Below are 15963 nucleotides of genomic sequence, written 5' to 3'. Positions count from 1 at the left end.
TCGAGAAGGGCCAGGGTGGCTATGGTGGTCCGTTGACCATCACCCCGACCCCCGAGAAGAACAAGATCGTCTACATCGTCGGTGGCGGCTCCAAGCCGGCCGTCGTGGACACCCTTGTCGAGCTGACCGGCGCGGAGGCCGTCAACGGCTTCCAGACCTCGGTGCCCGACGACCAGATCGCCATGGTGGTCATCGACTGCGGTGGGACGCTGCGCTGCGGCATCTACCCGAAGAAGAACATCCCCACCATCAACATCATCAACACCGGAAAGACCGGCCCGCTGGCACAGTTCATCCACGAGGGCATCTACGTGTCCGCCGTCGGTCCCGCACAGGTGCGCCTGGCCGACGGGGCAGAGTCCGCGGCCGCCACGGCCACCGATGGTGAGGTCGCCGCTGTCGATGCAGCGACCGCCTCGGCCGGGGCCGAGCCGGGGGCCGCACGGCCCGGCGGCACGCCGCGCTTCACCGCCGACAAGAAGGTCTCCGAGACCCTTGCCGAGCAGAAGAAGCAGGGCCTGATGATGAAGATCGGCCTGGGTGCCGGCAAGGTCGTCGCCATCTTCTACCAGGCTGGCCGCGATGCCATCCAGACCATGATCAACACGATCCTGCCCTTCATGGCCTTCATCTCGATGTTGATCGGTATCATCAACGCCTCGGGCTTCGGCAAGTGGTTCACCAGCTTCCTGACGCCGCTGGCCGGTTCCGGCTGGGGCCTGATGCTGCTTGGCTTCATCTGCTCGATCCCCTTCCTGTCGCCGCTGCTCGGTCCGGGAGCCGTGATCGGCCAGATCATCGGTACCCTGATCGGTGTCGAGATCGGCAAGGGCAACGTCGCCCCCCACCTGGCGCTGCCCGCCCTGTTCGCGATCAACACGCAGAATGCCTGCGACTTCATCCCTGTGGGCCTGGGGCTTGCCGAGGCCGAGCCGGAGACCGTCGAGGTCGGCGTCCCGGCCGTCCTCTACTCCCGATTCCTCAATGGCGTGCCCCGTGTGGGTATCGCCTGGCTGGCCAGCATCGGCCTCTATTCCTGACGCACGCACCAATCACTGGAGCCTGACATGACCGAGATCTACCGCACCACCGTCCGCGAGGCCGGAGCACAGGCAGCCGCCTTCATCTCCGACGGCCTGTTCGTCACCTTCGGCGAGGGCGCCCCCGAGGCGCTCAAGGACTACTGCTTCATCATCGACATGGAGCAGACCAGCGCCGACCTGGCCGTCGGGCAGTACTTCACCGTCGACGGCAAGCGCTTCCCGATCACCGCCGTCGGGGAGGCCGCGCAGAAGAACCTCAACGGCCTCGGCCACCTGACGGTCAACGTCGACGGTGGCTCCGAGGCCAGCCTCTCGGGCGCCATCCACATCCTCTGCGAGGACGGCAGCCCCGAGGTGGCCGTCGGTTCGGTGCTCGGCATCGAGCAGTGACCACCGCGTACTGAATGCACGAACCGGACTGCTCCGGTGGAGCCACTCCCACCGGAGCGGTCCCTTCTCACCCTCCGTGGGTGAGCAGGAAGGAGAAGACCATGGGCCACGAATCAGACCCGATCGGCCAGGTGAAACAGGCCGACTGGACCGTGGCACCCCTGCTCAGGGGACTGCTGGCCGACGACGCCGGCCTGCCGAGGCTCAGGTGGGTGCCGACGACTGCAGCAGGCGACGCCTGGCGGCCATCACCCGAGCTGCTCGACAGCCATGACCTTGAAGGATTGCGGGCCGACCTGGCAGGTCACCGGACCGGGCGCCGCGTGCCGGGCAGCATTGCGCTGCGCGAGGGCCACCTCGTGGTCGAACCCACCAGCGGCACGGGGCGCCTGGCGGGCCGGGTGGCCATGGTCACCGGCGCCGCCCAGGGCTTCGGCCGCGGCATCGCCGGAGGGCTCGCGACGCACGGAGCCCAGGTCGTGCTGGCCGACGTGAACCACGCCGGGGCCCGTCGGGCCGCCGAGGACATCGCCCAGCAGCACCCCGACGTGCGGACGCTGGCCGTCGCCATCGACGTCAGCGACCCCGACTCCACCGGGCAGGCCATCGCCGAGGTGGTGCGCCACTTCGGAGGCATCGACCTGTTCGTCGCCAATGCCGGGATCGTGCGCGCCGGGTCACTGGCCCAGCTCAGCCCGGAGGACTTCGACCTGGTGACCCGCGTCAACTACCACGGCTTCTTCCTCGGAGCCCGCGCCGTCGCGCCCGTGATGGCATTGCAGCACCGGGCTGCGCCGCAGCACCTGTTCGACATCGTCGAGGTGAACTCCAAGTCGGGCCTGAACGGGTCCAGCCGCAACTCGGCCTATGCCGGCAGCAAGTTCGGCGGGATCGGCCTGGTGCAGTCCTTCGCACTGGAGCTGGCCTCCCAGGGCATCAAGGTCAACGCCGTGTGCCCCGGAAACTTCCTCGACGGACCCCTGTGGACCGATCCCGACAAGGGCCTGCTGTGCCAGTACCTCGAGGCCGGGAAGGTCCCCGGCGCCCGGAGCGTCGACGACGTCCGCGCCCACTACGAGGCCCAGGTGCCACTGGGCAGGGGATGCCAGCCCCAGGACGTGGTCCGCGCGATCACCTATTGCGTCGAACAGCAGTACGAGACCGGACAGGCCATCCCCGTCACGGGTGGCCAGACGATGCTGCGCTGAGCCGCAGGGAACAGGAGAACCATGAATGCCAACCCGATCCCGATCCGCATCCTCGTCGACTCGGCAGTCCGTGCCGAGGCGGAACCCTGGCTGCGCACCGGCGTGGCCAGCGGCGTGACCACCAACCCGACCCTGCTGCGACGTGCCGGTCTGGGCCTGGCGGACCTCCCCGAGATCGCCCATTGGGCGGAGGGGGAGGGGGCGACGGGGGAGGGCCAGCGCGAGGTCTGCTTCCAGCTGTGGGGATCGACCGTCGAGGAGCAGTACGCCTCTGCCATGCGGTTGCGCGAGCTCGCCCCCGGCGCGACGATCAAGGTGCCGGTCAGCCCCATCGGCGCCGCGGTCATCACCCGCCTGCACGCCCAGCAGGTCCCCGTGCTGATGACCGCCGTCTACTCGGCGCAGCAGATGGTCGTCGCCTCCGCCCTGGGGGTGCGCTACCTGGCGCCCTACTTCAACCGGATGCAGGTGGCCGGGCGCGATGCGCTGGAGCACATCCGCACCATGACCGAGGCCGTGCCGCAGGACGGCTCCGGCCCCCTGGTGATGGCGGCCTCGGTCAAGAGCGCGGAGCAGGTGGTGGAGCTGGTGCGCGCCGGCGTGCGGGTCTTCACCCTTCCGCCGGCCGTGATCGCCGACGTCTTCGCCGACCAGCTCACCACCGATGCCATCGGGGTCTTCGAGGACGACATGGCCGCGATCCTGGGCTGAAGCGGGTCAGCCCGCCATCCGCTCCAACAGCTCGACAGTCAGCCCGTCCAGGCTGTCGATGACGGTGCAGCGCGCCAGCACGTCTGCCGACGGCGGGTGGAAGGCCGGCGGCACGACGATCGTCGCCATGCCCGCGTCGAGTGCCGAGACGGCGCCATTGGTGGAATCCTCCACCGCAACGCACTCGGTGGGGTCTGCGCCCAGCAATTCGGCGCAGCGCAGGTAGCCGTCGGGGGCGGGCTTGCCGCGCTCCACCTGTTCGGTGGAGACGTGGGCGCTGACCAGGTCTGTGATGCCCAGCACCTCGATGGCCTTCTCGATCAGCACCAGCGGAGAAGATGAGGCGATCCCCACCGGCCCCAGCGCCGCCATCCGGGCGACGGCCTTGCGGGCGCCGGGCAGGATGGTGACGCCCTCTCCGTAGTGGTCGACCATGCCCTGGATGACGCGACGGGCGGCGTTCTCGGCGGTGCCCTTGAGCCCCACCGTCTCGGCCATGTAGGCGCTCCACTCGGCCGTCGACATCCCCATCATCGCCGGGGTGGCATCCTCGGGGTAGTCGACGCCGTCCTCGGCGGCCAGCCGGCGGCGCACCTGTTCCCAGACGTGCTCGGTGTCGGTCAGGGTGCCGTCCAGGTCGAAGACGACGGCGGCGAAGGGGCTCGTGGAAGACATGGGTCCATCCTCCCATCGTCGCGGGGTGCCGCAGACCCGGTGGTGCGAGGATGGCCGCGACGAAGGAGATTGATGACGCAGACACCAGCACAGGCAGCAGGTCCCACCCACGACGGCAGCTCGGTGCTCGCCGGCCTCGGCTGCTACCTCATCTGGGGCGCCTTCCCGCTCTTCTGGCCGCTGCTCAAGCCCGCCGGGGCCCTCGAGATCCTCTCGGGACGCATCATCTTCAGCCTGATCTTCGTGCTGGCGGTCCTGGTGCTGCAGCGCAAGGGCTGGGGATGGGTCCGCACGGCGCTGCGGCCAGATGTGTGGCCCTGGATGCTGGCGGCCTCGGTGCTGATCGGCATCAACTGGTGCACCTACATCTGGGCGGTGAACTCCAACCACGTCGTCGAGGCCTCGCTCGGCTACTTCATCAACCCGCTGGTCAGCATCGCCCTGGGCATGGTGCTCTTCGGGGAGCGGATGGGACGCTACGGCCAGGTCGGCTGCCTGCTCGCCGGCCTCGGCGTGGTGGTGATCGCCTCGGGCAACTGGCGCACGCTGTGGGTCTCGCTGCTGCTGGCCTTCAGCTTCGGCCTCTACGGGGCGATGAAGAAGAGGGCCCGGCTGGGGGCGCTGCAGGGGCTTGCCGTGGAGTCGGCGGTGCTCTCTCCGCTGGCGCTGGGCTGGCTGGCCTGGCTCTCGGCGCGTGGGCAGGGGCAGCTGGGTGTCAATGCGCGGGTCTCGCTGCTGCTGGTGGTGGCCGGGGTGCTGACGGCCGTGCCGCTGTGGCTCTTCGCCGTCGCTGCCCCCGGCATCCCGCTGAGCACCCTGGGGATCATCCAGTACTGCTCGCCGACGATCCAGCTGCTGCTCGGCCTGATCGTCTTCGGCCAGCGGGTGGGCACCGGCTACTGGATCGGGATGGTGCTGGTCTGGATCGGGTGTCTGGCCTATCTGACGGGTGCGGTGCTGACGGCGCGACGCTCCCCGGCCGGCGCCTGAGGAAGCATTTGATTAGCCCAGCTAACGAGCTAGGCTAATTGTTGATGACAGAACCACTTCTTCCCGACCTTGCCAACGACCTGCGCCTGGCCTGCCAGCGGATCGCCCGCCGCGTCCGCTTCGAGGGCACGCAGCAGGTGGCACCGCACCAGTTCAGCGTCCTGGTCCGCGTGTCCAAGACCCCCCTGACGCCCACCGCCCTCGCCGAGCGCGAGCGCGTCAGCACCCCGTCGATGACCCGCACCGTCACCGGACTCGTCGACGCCGGTCTTGTCAGCCGCGAGCCCCACCCCGACGACCGTCGCCAGGTGCTGGTCTCCATCACCCCCGCCGGGCAGCGCGTCGTCACCGAGACCCTCGCCGAGCGCGACAGCTGGATGATGCAGCACCTCCAAGGCCTCGACGCCGACGACCTCGCCCTGCTGCGCCGCGCCGCCGACCTGCTCCTGGAGGTGGCCGCCCATGAGTGAGGCCACTGCCCGACGCAGCACCTTCGCCAGCCTCGCAGTGCCCAACTACCGGATCTTCTTCACCGGCGCGATCGTCAGCAATGTCGGCACCTGGATGTACCGCGTCGCCCAGGACTGGCTGGTGCTCACCATCCTCACCGACCACTCCAGCTCCGCACTCGGCCTGGTGACGGGGCTGCAGTTCCTGCCCATCCCCTTCCTGGCGCCGTACGCGGGGTCCATCGCCGACCGCTTTCCCAAGCGACGCATCCTCATGGTCAGCCAGGCCCTGCTCGGGTTCAATGCCCTGGCCATGTTCCTGCTGGTCGTCACCGGTTCGGTCGAGCTGTGGCACGTCTTCGTGCTCGCCTTCCTCACCGGTGTCGTCACCGCCTTCGACAACCCGACCCGCCAGGCCTTCGTCAGCGAGATGGTGCCGCTGAACCTGGTCTCCAATGCGGTGGGGCTCAATTCCGCCTCCTTCAACAGCGCCCGCCTGCTCGGCCCCGGCCTGGCCGGACTGATGATCGCCGCCTGGGGAGTGGCCCCCGCAATGGCACTGAACGCTGCCAGTTTCGGGGCGGTGTTGCTCTCTCTGGCGCTGATGAAGCCCGAACTGCTCACCCCCGCGCCGCTGCGCAAGAACGGCAAGGGGGCAGTGCGCGAGGGGCTGCGCTATGTCTGGCGGCGCCCAGACATCATGGTGGTGATGCTGATGGTCTTCGTGCTGGGAACCTTCGGCATGAACTTCCAGATCACCAATGCCCTGATGGCCACCAAGGTCTTCGGCAAGGGCGCGGGGGAGTATGGCCTGCTCGGCTCCATCATGGCCATCGGCACCTTGGCCGCGGCCCTGGTCGCCGCCCGCCGGGAGCGCCCCCGGGTGCGGATCCTGCTCGCCTCGCTGGGTGGCTTCGCTGTGTGCACCGCCCTGCTCGGCGCGGCACCCAGCTACACCGCCTTCGCCCTGCTGCTGGTGCCCACCGGGCTGTGCGCGCTGACGATGATGACCTGCGCGAATGCCTCGGTGCAGCTGGCCAGCCACCCCGAGGTCCGCGGCCGGGTGATGGCGCTGTACATGGCCATCTTCATGGGCGGGACCCCCTTGGGTGCCCCGCTGGTCGGCTGGATCGGTGACGTCTTCGGCCCACGCTGGACCATCTGGGCCGGCTCTTTGGCCACCGGGCTGACCTTCGTGGGCGTCACCGTCTGGTTCATGGTTCACCGCGGCGTCCGGGTCCGGTTGCGCAGGGGTTGGGGCCGTGGCAGGCGCTGGCGCTTCGACGTGTGGACCACCGACGAGGTCCGCGCCGCCACGAGCTCTGCCGAGGGCGGGGTCCACTGAGCCGTTCACTGACCGGCGGTGCGCCGGGATTGCAGCACCGGCGGCGCACGACACGTTCACCTGTCCTTCGCCGCCGTATGTGCTGCAATCGCGGTCTCATGCAGCCGCCGGCAGGCCCCGCCGGTGGAGCCTTCGGGCCACCATCGCGAGGATGTCCGCCTCCACGGCGGGCCAGTCCTGCACCACCTGGCGGTAGGTGAGCCGAATCGGGGTGTAGCCCAGCGCCCGCAGGTGACGATCGCGCTCCCGGTCGGCCTCGTAGGCCCGCAGGCTCGTGTGGTGCTGGATGCTGTCCACCTCGATCACCAGGCAGCGACCGACCAGCAGGTCCACCCGCCCAACCCCGCGGATGACCACTTGGCTTCGCACCGGCACCCTACGAGCTCGCAGCCGGCTGCGGACCAGCGTCTCGGTGCCGGACTCGGCCAGGTCACTGCGCGCGAGCACCCTTTGAACCCGGCGCGGCTGGCTGGCCAGCAGTGTCTCCAGCTCGGTCAGGCTCCGCAGCCCGAGGTTGCGCACCGAGTCCAACACCACCAGGAGTTCCTCGTCGTCCAGGCAACGTGCGGCGCAGCGCAGGGCGGTGTCGAGGTCGTCCACCGCCTGACGGGGCGTCCCCTCGGACCGCAACCTCGGGCAGGTCTTCCATCCGGCGCCCGGACGGGGATGGGCGCGCGGTCCGGGCCGCAGGTGCTCGCGGGGGTCGAGGGTCCAGACCCCGTGTCGCCTCAGCACGGACACACAACTGAGGCTGCCCCCTTCCCGCACGGCGGTCTGGGCATGAGGGTCGGCCCCGGGCAGGGCGTACCAGCCGGGCCGCAGCCAGAGCAGGCCTCCCCGGGAGAGTTCTCGTCGGATGGTGTGCTCGGCATTGCCCCACCGGAGCAGGGCCGTGCGGCTCACCACCCCCAACTGTTCCTTGAGCTCCTGGTCACGTAGTCGCATGCAGCGATGATTGGACGCTCACTCCCGCTATGGGCAGGGGCACTGGGAAATCTGTGGACAGTCACTCAGGAGCAGTTGGCCGCCGAGATTGCCGCACGGGCGGCGCACGACACGTTCACATGTCCTTCGCCGCCGTATTTGCTGCATTTGCTGCTGCGCGCGGCCCAATTGCGGCTGCACTGCCCCTCAGGCCCAGGCCTCGAGCTGTCGAGAGCTTGTGAAGACCCGTTCGGTGCCGTCGATCGGGTCGGTGAAGCGCAGTTCGCGGGCCAGCAGCTGCAGGGGGCGGGAGAAGTCCTCCAGGGACTGGTCGAGCAGCTCGGGGTAGAGCGGGTCGTTGATGATCGGGATCCCCGCCGAGCTCATGTGCAGCCGGATCTGGTGCGTCTTGCCGGTACGCGGGCTCACCCGGTAGCGGGCGATCGGCCCGTGCTGGGGGTGTTCGCGATGGTCGATCAGCTCGATCAGGGTGTGGGCATTGGGCTCGGCCCCGGCCACTTCCTCGGCGATGATCGAGCCGCGTCGCTTGAGCATGTGGCTCGACAGGTCCAGCGGAAAGTCCAGGTCCTCGCGGAAGCGCCCCACGGCTTCATAGGTCTTGGAGGGCAGGCGCTGGTCGAAGAGCATCTGGTAGGGGCGGCGGTACTCCCGGTGCGTGGTGCACAGCAGCACCCCGGCGGTGAGCCGGTCGAGCCGGTGGGCGGGGGAGAGCTCCGGCAGTCCCAGCAGGTTGCGACCCTGCACCGTGGCGGAGTGGATGATGTGGCGCCCGCGCGGGATGGTGGCGGTGAAGTGCGGCTTGTCCAGCACCACCAGCCGGTCGTCCTGGTGGATCACCTGCAGCTCGCCGGGCGGCGGGGCCTCATCGGGCAGGTCACGGTGGAAGAAGATGAAGCGGTGGTGGGCATAGGGGGCGTCGATCGGCACCGGGACGCCCTTCTCGTCCACGAAGCGTTGTTCCGCGAACATCTCATCGATCCGCTCGGGGGACAGCTGCGGGATCTTCCACACCAGGAAGTCGCGCATGGTCGCCCAGGAGTGCTCGCGAGGGGTGCCCACCCAGGCGGAGTTGAGGCCATTGCGCAAGGGCAGCGGGGAGCGGGGCATCAGCAGCCGCCCGGCAGGGTGGTCCAGCGCGTGCGAGCCTCGGCCGCCTCGGCGCCGGTGAGCATCTCGGGTCGGCCGCCGACGATCCGGCCCGGCGCCCACTCGGCGCTCGGGGTACCGGAGGTGGGCACCCGCACCGTGAGGACGCCGGTCTCGCGAGTGGAGACCCGATCGGAGTAGAAGTTGAAGTTGCCCAGACCGTAGGCCACCAGGGTGGAGCCGATCGTCTCGGCCCGCTGCACCCGATGGGCGTGGGTGCCGACGACGATGGTTGCGCCGGCCGAGGCGAGCCGTTCGGCCATCGACTCCTGGCGGCGGGTGGTGCACACCTGGTAGTCGATGCCCCAGTGCATGAAGACCACCACCACGCCCTCGGGATCGTCCTCCCTAGCTGCACGGACCGCCTCCACCAGCGCGTCGAAGCCCTCCTCGGTCTTGACCATCGCCACCCCGGGCCGGCCGTCACGGGGGCGCCAGTCCATGTTCGACTCGAGGATGTCATTGCCGGCCAGGGCGACGACGGGCCGTCCGCGCACCGCGCCCCTCCACGGACTGAAGGCCTCCTGCCGGGTCCTGCCGACACCAACCATCGGCAGCGTGGACGCGTCACGGATCGCCAAGGTGCGTTCCATTCCCTCGACGCCGTAGTCCATGGCGTGGTTGTTGGCGAGGCTGACGACGTCGACGCCCTCGCGCTGCAGCATCTCGGGGAAGGCCCGGCCGGTGAGGAAGGTGTAGAGCTTCGGCTGCTTGGACAGCCCGGACTCGTCGTCGGCCAGGGCCGTCTCGAGGTTGACCATGGACCAGTCAGCGGCAGCCAGCAGGCGGCCCGCGTCGCCGAGCCCCAGGCGAGTGGAGTCGCCGGCGGCCTTGAAGGCATTGGCGTCGCCGGCGAAGGCGAGCAGCAGGTCGCCGTCCGAGACCCGCGAGGCCGTGGCCGGCGACGCGGGGGTGGCGGAGGGCGTGGGGCTGGCGGCGGTGCTCGCCGATGCACTCGAGCTCTTCGCCCTCTCAGCTGCCTCCTGCACCACGGGTGGGGCAGCGGGGGTGGCTGGCTGCCCGCCGCAGGCGCCCACGACGCAGCACAGCGCGGTGGCGGCGACGAGCAGGGATCGCTGGGGCAGGGGCATGGGTCGACGATAGCGAACCGGATGCCTTGCGCCGCGTGCCAAGATTGGTGTCCATGGACCTCTCCTCGACGATGATCAGCCGTGTCCTCGCCCACACCCCTCTGGCAGGCCGTGCCCAGTCCCCGATGGTGGTGCTGGAGATCGACCTGGGCCGCGGCCTGGTCACCGCGCAGCCGGCCAATCCGCTGGCCGCGGTGCGGGCCATGAATGCCCCCACGCTGCGCGCCCTGCGGGAGAAGCTGCGCGAGGCGGCCCGCGACGAGCACGTTGCCGGCCTGGTCCTGCACGCCGGGACCGCACCCCTGACTCTGGCGCAGGCCCAGGAGCTGGCCGAGTCCGTCGCCCGTTTCGGCGAGCACAAGCCCACCCTCGCCTTCGCCCCGACCCTGGGTGAGATGGCCCATGACCTGGCCAGTTACCTGTTGGCCTGCTCCTGCCGCGAGGTCTGGGTGCAGCCGTCGGGGCAGGTTGCCATCGGCGGCGTGCACCTGGGCATCACCCTGGCCAAGGGGATGCTGGCCAAGGTGGGCGTCGAGCCCCAGATGGGCCAGCGGCACGAGTACAAGACGGCGGCCGACCGGTTGGCTGCCGACGAGGTCACCCCCGCCAATCGTGAGATGACCCAGGAGCTGGCCAATTCCCTGGTGGGCGACTTCGTCGAGCGGGTCGCGGAGCGTCGCGGCCTCGACCAGCAGGTGGTCTGGGATGCCGTCAACGACTCCCCGCTGACGCCCGAGCACGCCAAGGACCTGGGCCTGGTGGACTCGGTCGGCTACCGCGACGAGGCGCTGGCCCACGTCTTCGACTCCTGGGCGCCCGAGGGGCGCGAGCTCGACGCGGACAGCTTGCGTTATGTGCACCGCTGGCATCCCGGCAACCCGGCCGGGCAGGCGGTCAAGGAGGTCGTCGAGCGACGTCAGCCCGCGATCGCCGTGGTGTCGGTGCGCGGCGGGATCGTGACGGGACGCGGCCGTCCCGGCGGGATGGGCGATCCCGAGTCGGGCGCCGACGTGGTCTGTGAGCAGCTGCGTGCGGCGGCCCGTGACGAGAAGGTGAAGGCCGTCGTGCTGCAGGTCGACTCGCCCGGTGGATCTGCGGTGGCCTCCGACCAGATCTGGCGCGCCGTGCACCAGGTGCGCGAGTCGGGCCGGCCTGTGATCGCCCAGATGGGCACCTACGCTGCCTCGGGCGGCTACTTCGTCGCGATGGCCGCCGACGAGGTCGTGGCGCTCCCGGCGACGCTGACCGGATCGATCGGGGTGCTGGCCGGAAAGATGGTCACCACCGGGCTGTACGACAAGCTCGGCCTGGTGCACGAGGCGGTGACCAGTGGCGCGAATGCCGACATGCTGGCCAGCGACAGCCACTTCAGCCCCGAGCAGTGGGACCGGCTGAACTGGTGGCTGGACCGTATCTATGCCGACTTCACCCACAAGGCCGCCGCCGACCGGGGCATGGCCCACGACGAGCTGGAGCCGCTGGCGCGGGGGCGGGTGTGGACCGGTCGTGATGCCCAGTCCCGTGGCCTGGTGGACCACCTGGGCGGCATGGAGGTGGCCGTCGAGCGGGCCTGTGACAAGGCGGGGCTCACGCGCGACAAGGTGCAGCTGAAGTACCTGCCCGCCCTGGGCATGCTGGAGCGTTTCCGTCCGGCCGAGTCGAGCGAGCAGCCGACGGCCGCGGGCGCCATGACCGTCGGGGTGGCGGACTCGTGGACGCCGGAGCTGATGCTCACCCAGCTGGCCCAGCGGCTGGGACTGGCCGCCCCGCGCGGTGCGCTGGAGATGCCGCGCCTGGCCGGATGGACGCATGGCTGAGGTCTCGATCTTCGCCGAGATGAGCGCCCTGGCGCTGCAGACCGGCGCGGTGAACCTGGGCCAGGGCTTCCCCGACGACGATGCCCCCGCCGAGGTGCTGGAGGCGGCGACAGCGGCGATCGCCGAGGGCCTCAACCAGTACCCGCCGGGCCGTGGTGTGCCGGTGCTGCGGGAGGCGATCGTCCGGCACCAGCAGCGCTTCCGGGGCATCGCGCTCGACCCCGAGCGGCAGGTGCTGGTGACCACCGGGGCCACCGAGGCGCTGGCCGCGAGCCTGATGGCGCTGGCCGGCCCGGGCGCCGAGGTGGTCACCGTCGAGCCCTTCTACGACGCCTATGCCGCGGTGCTGGCGATGGTCGGTGCCCGGCACGTCACGGTGCCGCTGGTGCGCGACGGTGACCGCTTCGCGCTGGATCTCGACGCCCTGGCGGCGGCGGTGACGCCCCGCACCCGCGTGGTGGTGCTCAACAATCCGAACAATCCCAGTGGGCACCAGTTCAGCCGCTCGGAGTTGGAGGCGGTCATCGCGGCCGCGGCCGGGGTGGGGGCGACGATCGTTACCGACGAGGTCTACGAGCACCTGTGCTTCCACGCCCCGCACATCCCCGTCGCCAGCCTGCCGGGTGGCTTCGAGCGGACCCTGACGATCAGTTCGGCGGGCAAGACCTTCAACGTCACCGGCTGGAAGGTGGGCTGGGTCAGCGGCCCTGGGGAGCTGGTGGATCGGGTGCTGGGCGTGAAGCAGTGGCTCACCTTCGCCACCGGAACCCCCTTCCAGCATGCGGTGGCCGTCGGTCTGGGACTCGGTGACGGCTTCTTCGAGGCCGCCCGCGAGCGGCTCCGGGATCGTCGAGCGCTGCTGGGTGACTCGCTGCGCGCGGCAGGCTTCGACGTGATGAGCCCCGATGCCGGCTACTTCACGCTCGCCGACGCTGCGCCGCTGGGCATCGACGACGCGGCAGCGGCAGTGCGCGCGATGGCCGTCGACCCCGGGGTGGTGGGCATCCCGTACAGCGCCTTCTGCCATCCCACGGCGGCCACGGGCCGCTCCTGGATCCGCTTCGCGCAGTGCAAGGACGAGTCAGTGATCGCCGAAGCCGCACGGCGACTGACAGGTTTCCAGTACCCCGCCTGAGGTTCGTACGGAGCCGACCGTTAGATTCGGGCCATGCGAATTGGTGTCCCACGAGAGTCCCGGCCCGGGGAGAACCGCGCGGCTGCCACTCCGAAGACCGTCACCGCGCTGCGTGACTTGGGCTACGACGTCGTGGTCGAGCACGGGGCGGGCAGTGCCTCCAGCGCCACCGACGAGGCCTTCGCCGCCGCCGGGGCAGCGGTGGAGGACGCGTCGGCGGTGTGGACCAGCGACATCGTCCTGGGCGTGAACGAGCCGGACGAGTCCCAGCTGTCGATGATGCGCCCCGGGGCCGTCCTGATCACCTTCCTGGCCCCGCGCCAGAATCCCGAGCTCACCGAGCGCCTGGCCCGCCAGGGCATCACGGCGATGAGCATGGACATGGTGCCGCGCACCAGCCGCGCGCAGAGCCTGGACGCGCTGAGCTCGATGGCCAACATCTCCGGCTACCGCGCGGTCGTCGAGGCCTCGCACGCCTTCGGCCGCTTCTTCACCGGCCAGGTGACGGCCGCCGGCAAGGTGCCTCCCGCGAAGGTGCTGGTCTGCGGCACCGGTGTGGCCGGCCTGGCTGCGATCGGCGCCGCCAACTCGATGGGGGCCATCGTGCGGGCCACCGACGTGCGGCCCGAGACGGCCGAGCAGGTGGAGAGCATGGGTGCCACCTTCCTGCACGTGCGCGGCGCCTCGCAGGAGGTGAGCACCGACGGCTATGCGAAGGAGGTGGGCGACGACTACAACGCCCGCGCCGCCGAGCTCTATGCCGAGCAGTGCAAGGACTGCGACATCATCATCACCACCGCCGCCATCCCCGGCCGTCCCTCGCCCAAGCTGATCACCGCCGAGATGGTGGCCACCATGAAGGACGGCTCGGTCATCGTCGACCTGGCCGCGCTGGGCGGCGGCAACTGCGAACTGACCCGCCCCGGCGAGTCCTATGTGACCGACAACGGGGTCACGATCATCGGCTACACCGACCTGGCCAGCCGCCTGCCCGGCCAGTCCAGCCAGCTCTACGGCCAGAACCTGGTCAATGCACTGAAGCTGATGACGCCCGGCAAGGACGGGCAGATGGTGATCGACTTCGACGACGAGGTCGTGCGCACCATGACGACGGTCCTCAACGGCGAGGTCACCTTCCCGCCGCCGCCGATCCAGGTCTCCGCGGCACCCGCCCCAGCACCCGAGGCGAAGGCCGAGGCCCCCGTCGCGGTCGCCGCCCCGAAACCTCCGAAGCCGTGGTGGCAGCCGGTGGTGAGCGTCGGTCTGGCCTCGGTGGTGCTGATCGCGCTGCTGTCCTTCGCTCCTGCGGGCTTCGTGGAGCTCTTCGGCATCTTCGCGCTGGCCGTGGTGGTCGGCTACTACGTGGTCTGGAATGTCACCCACGCCCTGCACACGCCGCTGATGAGCGTGACCAATGCGGTCAGCGGCATCATCGTGGTGGGCGCCATCACCCAGCTGGGCAGCGACAACTGGGCGGTGAAGATTCTGAGCTTCATCGCCGTGCTGATCGCCAGCATCAACATCTTCGGCGGCTTCACCGTCACCCACCGCATGCTGCAGATGTTCCGGAAGGATGCCTGAGATGCTGCACAACTTCGTCACCGCCACCTATGTGGTCTCTGGCGTGCTGTTCATCCTCGCCCTGCAGGGACTGAGCAAGCACGAGACGGCCAAGCGGGGCAATGCCTTCGGCGTGCTCGGCATGATCCTGGCCCTGGTGGCCACCAACTTCGCGATGGGCTGGACCGACATCTCCGGTGACGGCGCCGACCTGGTGGCCGTGCTGCTGCTGGTGGTGGCCGTCGGCCTCGGCGGCGTGATCGGCGTGCGCAAGGCGCTCAAGGTCGAGATGACCGGGATGCCCGAGCTGATCGCCCTGCTGCACTCCTTCGTCGGTGCCGCTGCGGTGCTGGTGGGCTTCAACTCCTACCTGGACGCCCCGCACGCCAACTCCTTCCACCTCACCGAGGTGGCGCTGGGCATCTTCATCGGTGCTGTCACCTTCACCGGTTCGATCGTCGCCTGGGGCAAGCTGAACGGCAAGATCGCCTCCAAGCCGCTGGCGCTGCCGGGGCGCAACTGGCTGAACCTGGCCGCCCTGGTGGCGATCATCGTGCTGACGGTGGTCTTCGTGCAGGCACCGTCGGTGCTGTGGCTGGTGCTGATCACGGTCATCTCGCTGCTGCTGGGCATCCACCTGGTGGCCTCGATCGGCGGCGCCGACATGCCGGTGGTCATCTCGATGCTGAACTCCTACTCCGGTTGGGCTGCGGCCTTCAGCGGCTTCATGCTGAACATGAACGTGCTGATCATCACCGGTGCCCTGGTGGGTGCCTCGGGCGCGATCCTGAGCTACATCATGTGCAAGGCGATGAACCGCTCCTTCATCTCGGTGATCCTGGGCGGCTTCGGCGACCAGGCTGCCGTGGGGCCGGCCGTGGAGGGCGAGCACACCGAGATGAGCGCGCAGGAGGTCGCCGAGGCGCTGGCCGAGGCGAAGAGCGTCATCATCGCCCCCGGCTACGGCATGGCAGTGGCCCAGGCGCAGTACCCGGTTGCCGAGCTCACCAAGGCGATGGAGGCCAACGGCACCCAAGTGCGTTTCGCCATCCATCCGGTCGCGGGACGCCTGCCCGGCCACATGAACGTGCTGCTGGCCGAGGCCCACGTGCCCTACGACATCGTGCTCGAGATGGACGAGATCAACGACGACTTCGCCGACACCGACGTGGTGCTGGTGATCGGCGCCAATGACACCGTCAACCCGGCCGCGACCGAGCCCGGGTCTCCGATCTCGGGCATGCCGGTGCTGACGGTCTGGGATGCGCGCAAGGTGGTCGTCTTCAAGCGCTCGATGAGCGCGGGCTATGCCGGTGTGCAGAACCCGCTCTTCTTCCGTGAGAACACCTCGATGTGCTTCGGCGACGCCAAGGCGACGGTCCAGGCGATCCTGGCCGCGATGCCGCAGAAGGCGATCGGCTGAACCCCAGCGATGCAGCTCGCGACCCCGGGCAGAGC

The 15963-nt window shown here is 69.6% G+C and carries 15 protein-coding genes; 11 read left to right on the top strand and 4 right to left on the bottom strand.

Annotation, left to right across the window (positions count from 1 at the left end; genetic code table 11):
• The 4 genes from ACHFFZ_RS09415 to ACHFFZ_RS09400 all read left to right on the top strand — a co-directional run.
• Positions 1-1040, top strand: a 1040-nt coding sequence (locus tag ACHFFZ_RS09415; RefSeq protein WP_394276379.1) for a PTS glucitol/sorbitol transporter subunit IIB, incomplete at its 5' end; no start/stop codon positions are given.
• A 27-nt stretch (positions 1041-1067) separates the two neighbouring features.
• Positions 1068-1433, top strand: a complete 366-nt coding sequence (locus ACHFFZ_RS09410) for a PTS glucitol/sorbitol transporter subunit IIA (RefSeq protein WP_394276378.1) — start codon at positions 1068-1070, stop codon at positions 1431-1433.
• A 101-nt stretch (positions 1434-1534) separates the two neighbouring features.
• Positions 1535-2641, top strand: coding sequence for an SDR family NAD(P)-dependent oxidoreductase (locus ACHFFZ_RS09405; protein ID WP_394276377.1), 1107 nt, complete (start codon positions 1535-1537; stop codon positions 2639-2641).
• Positions 2642-2662: 21 nt separating this feature from the next.
• Positions 2663-3352, top strand: coding sequence for a transaldolase family protein (locus ACHFFZ_RS09400; protein ID WP_394276376.1), 690 nt, complete (start codon positions 2663-2665; stop codon positions 3350-3352).
• Between the two features lie 6 nt (positions 3353-3358).
• Here the strand turns inward: ACHFFZ_RS09400 and ACHFFZ_RS09395 are convergent, their stop codons facing one another.
• Positions 3359-4027 carry an HAD family hydrolase gene (locus tag ACHFFZ_RS09395; protein WP_394276375.1) on the bottom strand — a complete coding sequence of 223 codons (669 nt, stop codon included), beginning with the start codon at positions 4025-4027 and terminating at the stop codon, positions 3359-3361.
• A gap of 72 nt (positions 4028-4099) precedes the next feature.
• Between ACHFFZ_RS09395 and rarD the strand changes: the two genes are divergently transcribed.
• The 3 genes from rarD to ACHFFZ_RS09380 are packed head-to-tail and all read left to right on the top strand — an operon-like array spanning position 4100 to position 6811.
• A complete protein-coding gene (gene rarD, locus ACHFFZ_RS09390) occupies positions 4100-5017 on the top strand; it encodes an EamA family transporter RarD (protein WP_394276374.1) in 918 nt (305 codons plus the stop codon).
• A gap of 44 nt (positions 5018-5061) precedes the next feature.
• Positions 5062-5487, top strand: a complete 426-nt coding sequence (locus ACHFFZ_RS09385) for a MarR family winged helix-turn-helix transcriptional regulator (RefSeq protein WP_394276373.1) — start codon at positions 5062-5064, stop codon at positions 5485-5487.
• Complete coding sequence (locus ACHFFZ_RS09380; RefSeq protein WP_394276372.1) at positions 5480-6811, top strand: MFS transporter; 1332 nt, start codon at positions 5480-5482, stop codon at positions 6809-6811. Before ACHFFZ_RS09385 ends, ACHFFZ_RS09380 begins: the two co-directional genes overlap by 8 nt.
• A 96-nt stretch (positions 6812-6907) precedes the next feature.
• Here the strand turns inward: ACHFFZ_RS09380 and ACHFFZ_RS09375 are convergent, their stop codons facing one another.
• The 3 genes from ACHFFZ_RS09375 to ACHFFZ_RS09365 all read right to left on the bottom strand — a co-directional run bounded on the left by ACHFFZ_RS09375 (position 6908) and on the right by ACHFFZ_RS09365 (position 9993).
• Complete coding sequence (locus ACHFFZ_RS09375) at positions 6908-7756, bottom strand: endonuclease domain-containing protein (protein WP_394276371.1); 849 nt, start codon at positions 7754-7756, stop codon at positions 6908-6910.
• A 186-nt stretch (positions 7757-7942) separates the two neighbouring features.
• Positions 7943-8782 carry a pseudouridine synthase gene (locus tag ACHFFZ_RS09370; RefSeq protein ID WP_394276380.1) on the bottom strand — a complete coding sequence of 280 codons (840 nt, stop codon included), beginning with the start codon at positions 8780-8782 and terminating at the stop codon, positions 7943-7945.
• 80 nt (positions 8783-8862) lie between these two features.
• Positions 8863-9993 (bottom strand): CapA family protein, encoded by a 1131-nt coding sequence (locus ACHFFZ_RS09365; protein ID WP_394276370.1) that lies wholly within the window; start codon positions 9991-9993, stop codon positions 8863-8865.
• Between the two features lie 53 nt (positions 9994-10046).
• Here ACHFFZ_RS09365 and sppA point away from each other — a divergent pair, with 53 nt between their 5' ends.
• Genes sppA through pntB form a run of 4 tightly spaced genes read left to right on the top strand, consistent with a single transcriptional unit; the run spans position 10047 to position 15928 of the window.
• Positions 10047-11810, top strand: a complete 1764-nt coding sequence (sppA, locus tag ACHFFZ_RS09360; RefSeq protein WP_394276369.1) for a signal peptide peptidase SppA — start codon at positions 10047-10049, stop codon at positions 11808-11810.
• On the top strand, positions 11803-12945 hold the full coding sequence (locus ACHFFZ_RS09355; protein ID WP_394276368.1) for an aminotransferase class I/II-fold pyridoxal phosphate-dependent enzyme: 1143 nt from the start codon (positions 11803-11805) through the stop codon (positions 12943-12945). Before sppA ends, ACHFFZ_RS09355 begins: the two co-directional genes overlap by 8 nt.
• Before the next feature lie 33 nt (positions 12946-12978).
• A complete protein-coding gene (locus ACHFFZ_RS09350) occupies positions 12979-14526 on the top strand; it encodes a Re/Si-specific NAD(P)(+) transhydrogenase subunit alpha (RefSeq protein WP_394276367.1) in 1548 nt (515 codons plus the stop codon).
• Position 14527: 1 nt separating this feature from the next.
• On the top strand, positions 14528-15928 hold the full coding sequence (gene pntB / locus ACHFFZ_RS09345; RefSeq protein WP_394276366.1) for a Re/Si-specific NAD(P)(+) transhydrogenase subunit beta: 1401 nt from the start codon (positions 14528-14530) through the stop codon (positions 15926-15928).
• Positions 15929-15963: the final 35 nt, after the last annotated feature.

Source organism: Luteococcus sp., from assembly GCF_043424415.1.
Lineage (GTDB): Bacteria > Actinomycetota > Actinomycetes > Propionibacteriales > Propionibacteriaceae > Luteococcus.
The sequence above is the reverse complement of the archived record's forward strand: the minus strand, read 5'-3'. Positions and strand labels throughout refer to the sequence as shown.

Excerpts from the sequence above, each read along its gene's own strand:
- ACHFFZ_RS09355 (WP_394276368.1), top strand. The coding sequence starts at position 11,803 with ATGGCTGAGGTCTCGATCTTCGCCGAGATGAGCGCCCTGGCGCTGCAG.
- ACHFFZ_RS09370 (WP_394276380.1), bottom strand. The coding sequence starts at position 8,782 with ATGCGCGACTTCCTGGTGTGGAAGATCCCGCAGCTGTCCCCCGAGCGG.
- ACHFFZ_RS09385 (WP_394276373.1), top strand. The coding sequence starts at position 5,062 with ATGACAGAACCACTTCTTCCCGACCTTGCCAACGACCTGCGCCTGGCC.
- ACHFFZ_RS09375 (WP_394276371.1), bottom strand. The coding sequence starts at position 7,756 with ATGCGACTACGTGACCAGGAGCTCAAGGAACAGTTGGGGGTGGTGAGC.
- ACHFFZ_RS09395 (WP_394276375.1), bottom strand. The coding sequence starts at position 4,027 with ATGTCTTCCACGAGCCCCTTCGCCGCCGTCGTCTTCGACCTGGACGGC.
- ACHFFZ_RS09350 (WP_394276367.1), top strand. The coding sequence starts at position 12,979 with ATGCGAATTGGTGTCCCACGAGAGTCCCGGCCCGGGGAGAACCGCGCG.
- ACHFFZ_RS09405 (WP_394276377.1), top strand. The coding sequence starts at position 1,535 with ATGGGCCACGAATCAGACCCGATCGGCCAGGTGAAACAGGCCGACTGG.
- ACHFFZ_RS09365 (WP_394276370.1), bottom strand. The coding sequence starts at position 9,993 with ATGCCCCTGCCCCAGCGATCCCTGCTCGTCGCCGCCACCGCGCTGTGC.
- ACHFFZ_RS09380 (WP_394276372.1), top strand. The coding sequence starts at position 5,480 with ATGAGTGAGGCCACTGCCCGACGCAGCACCTTCGCCAGCCTCGCAGTG.
- rarD (WP_394276374.1), top strand. The coding sequence starts at position 4,100 with ATGACGCAGACACCAGCACAGGCAGCAGGTCCCACCCACGACGGCAGC.
- ACHFFZ_RS09410 (WP_394276378.1), top strand. The coding sequence starts at position 1,068 with ATGACCGAGATCTACCGCACCACCGTCCGCGAGGCCGGAGCACAGGCA.
- ACHFFZ_RS09400 (WP_394276376.1), top strand. The coding sequence starts at position 2,663 with ATGAATGCCAACCCGATCCCGATCCGCATCCTCGTCGACTCGGCAGTC.
- sppA (WP_394276369.1), top strand. The coding sequence starts at position 10,047 with ATGGACCTCTCCTCGACGATGATCAGCCGTGTCCTCGCCCACACCCCT.
- pntB (WP_394276366.1), top strand. The coding sequence starts at position 14,528 with ATGCTGCACAACTTCGTCACCGCCACCTATGTGGTCTCTGGCGTGCTG.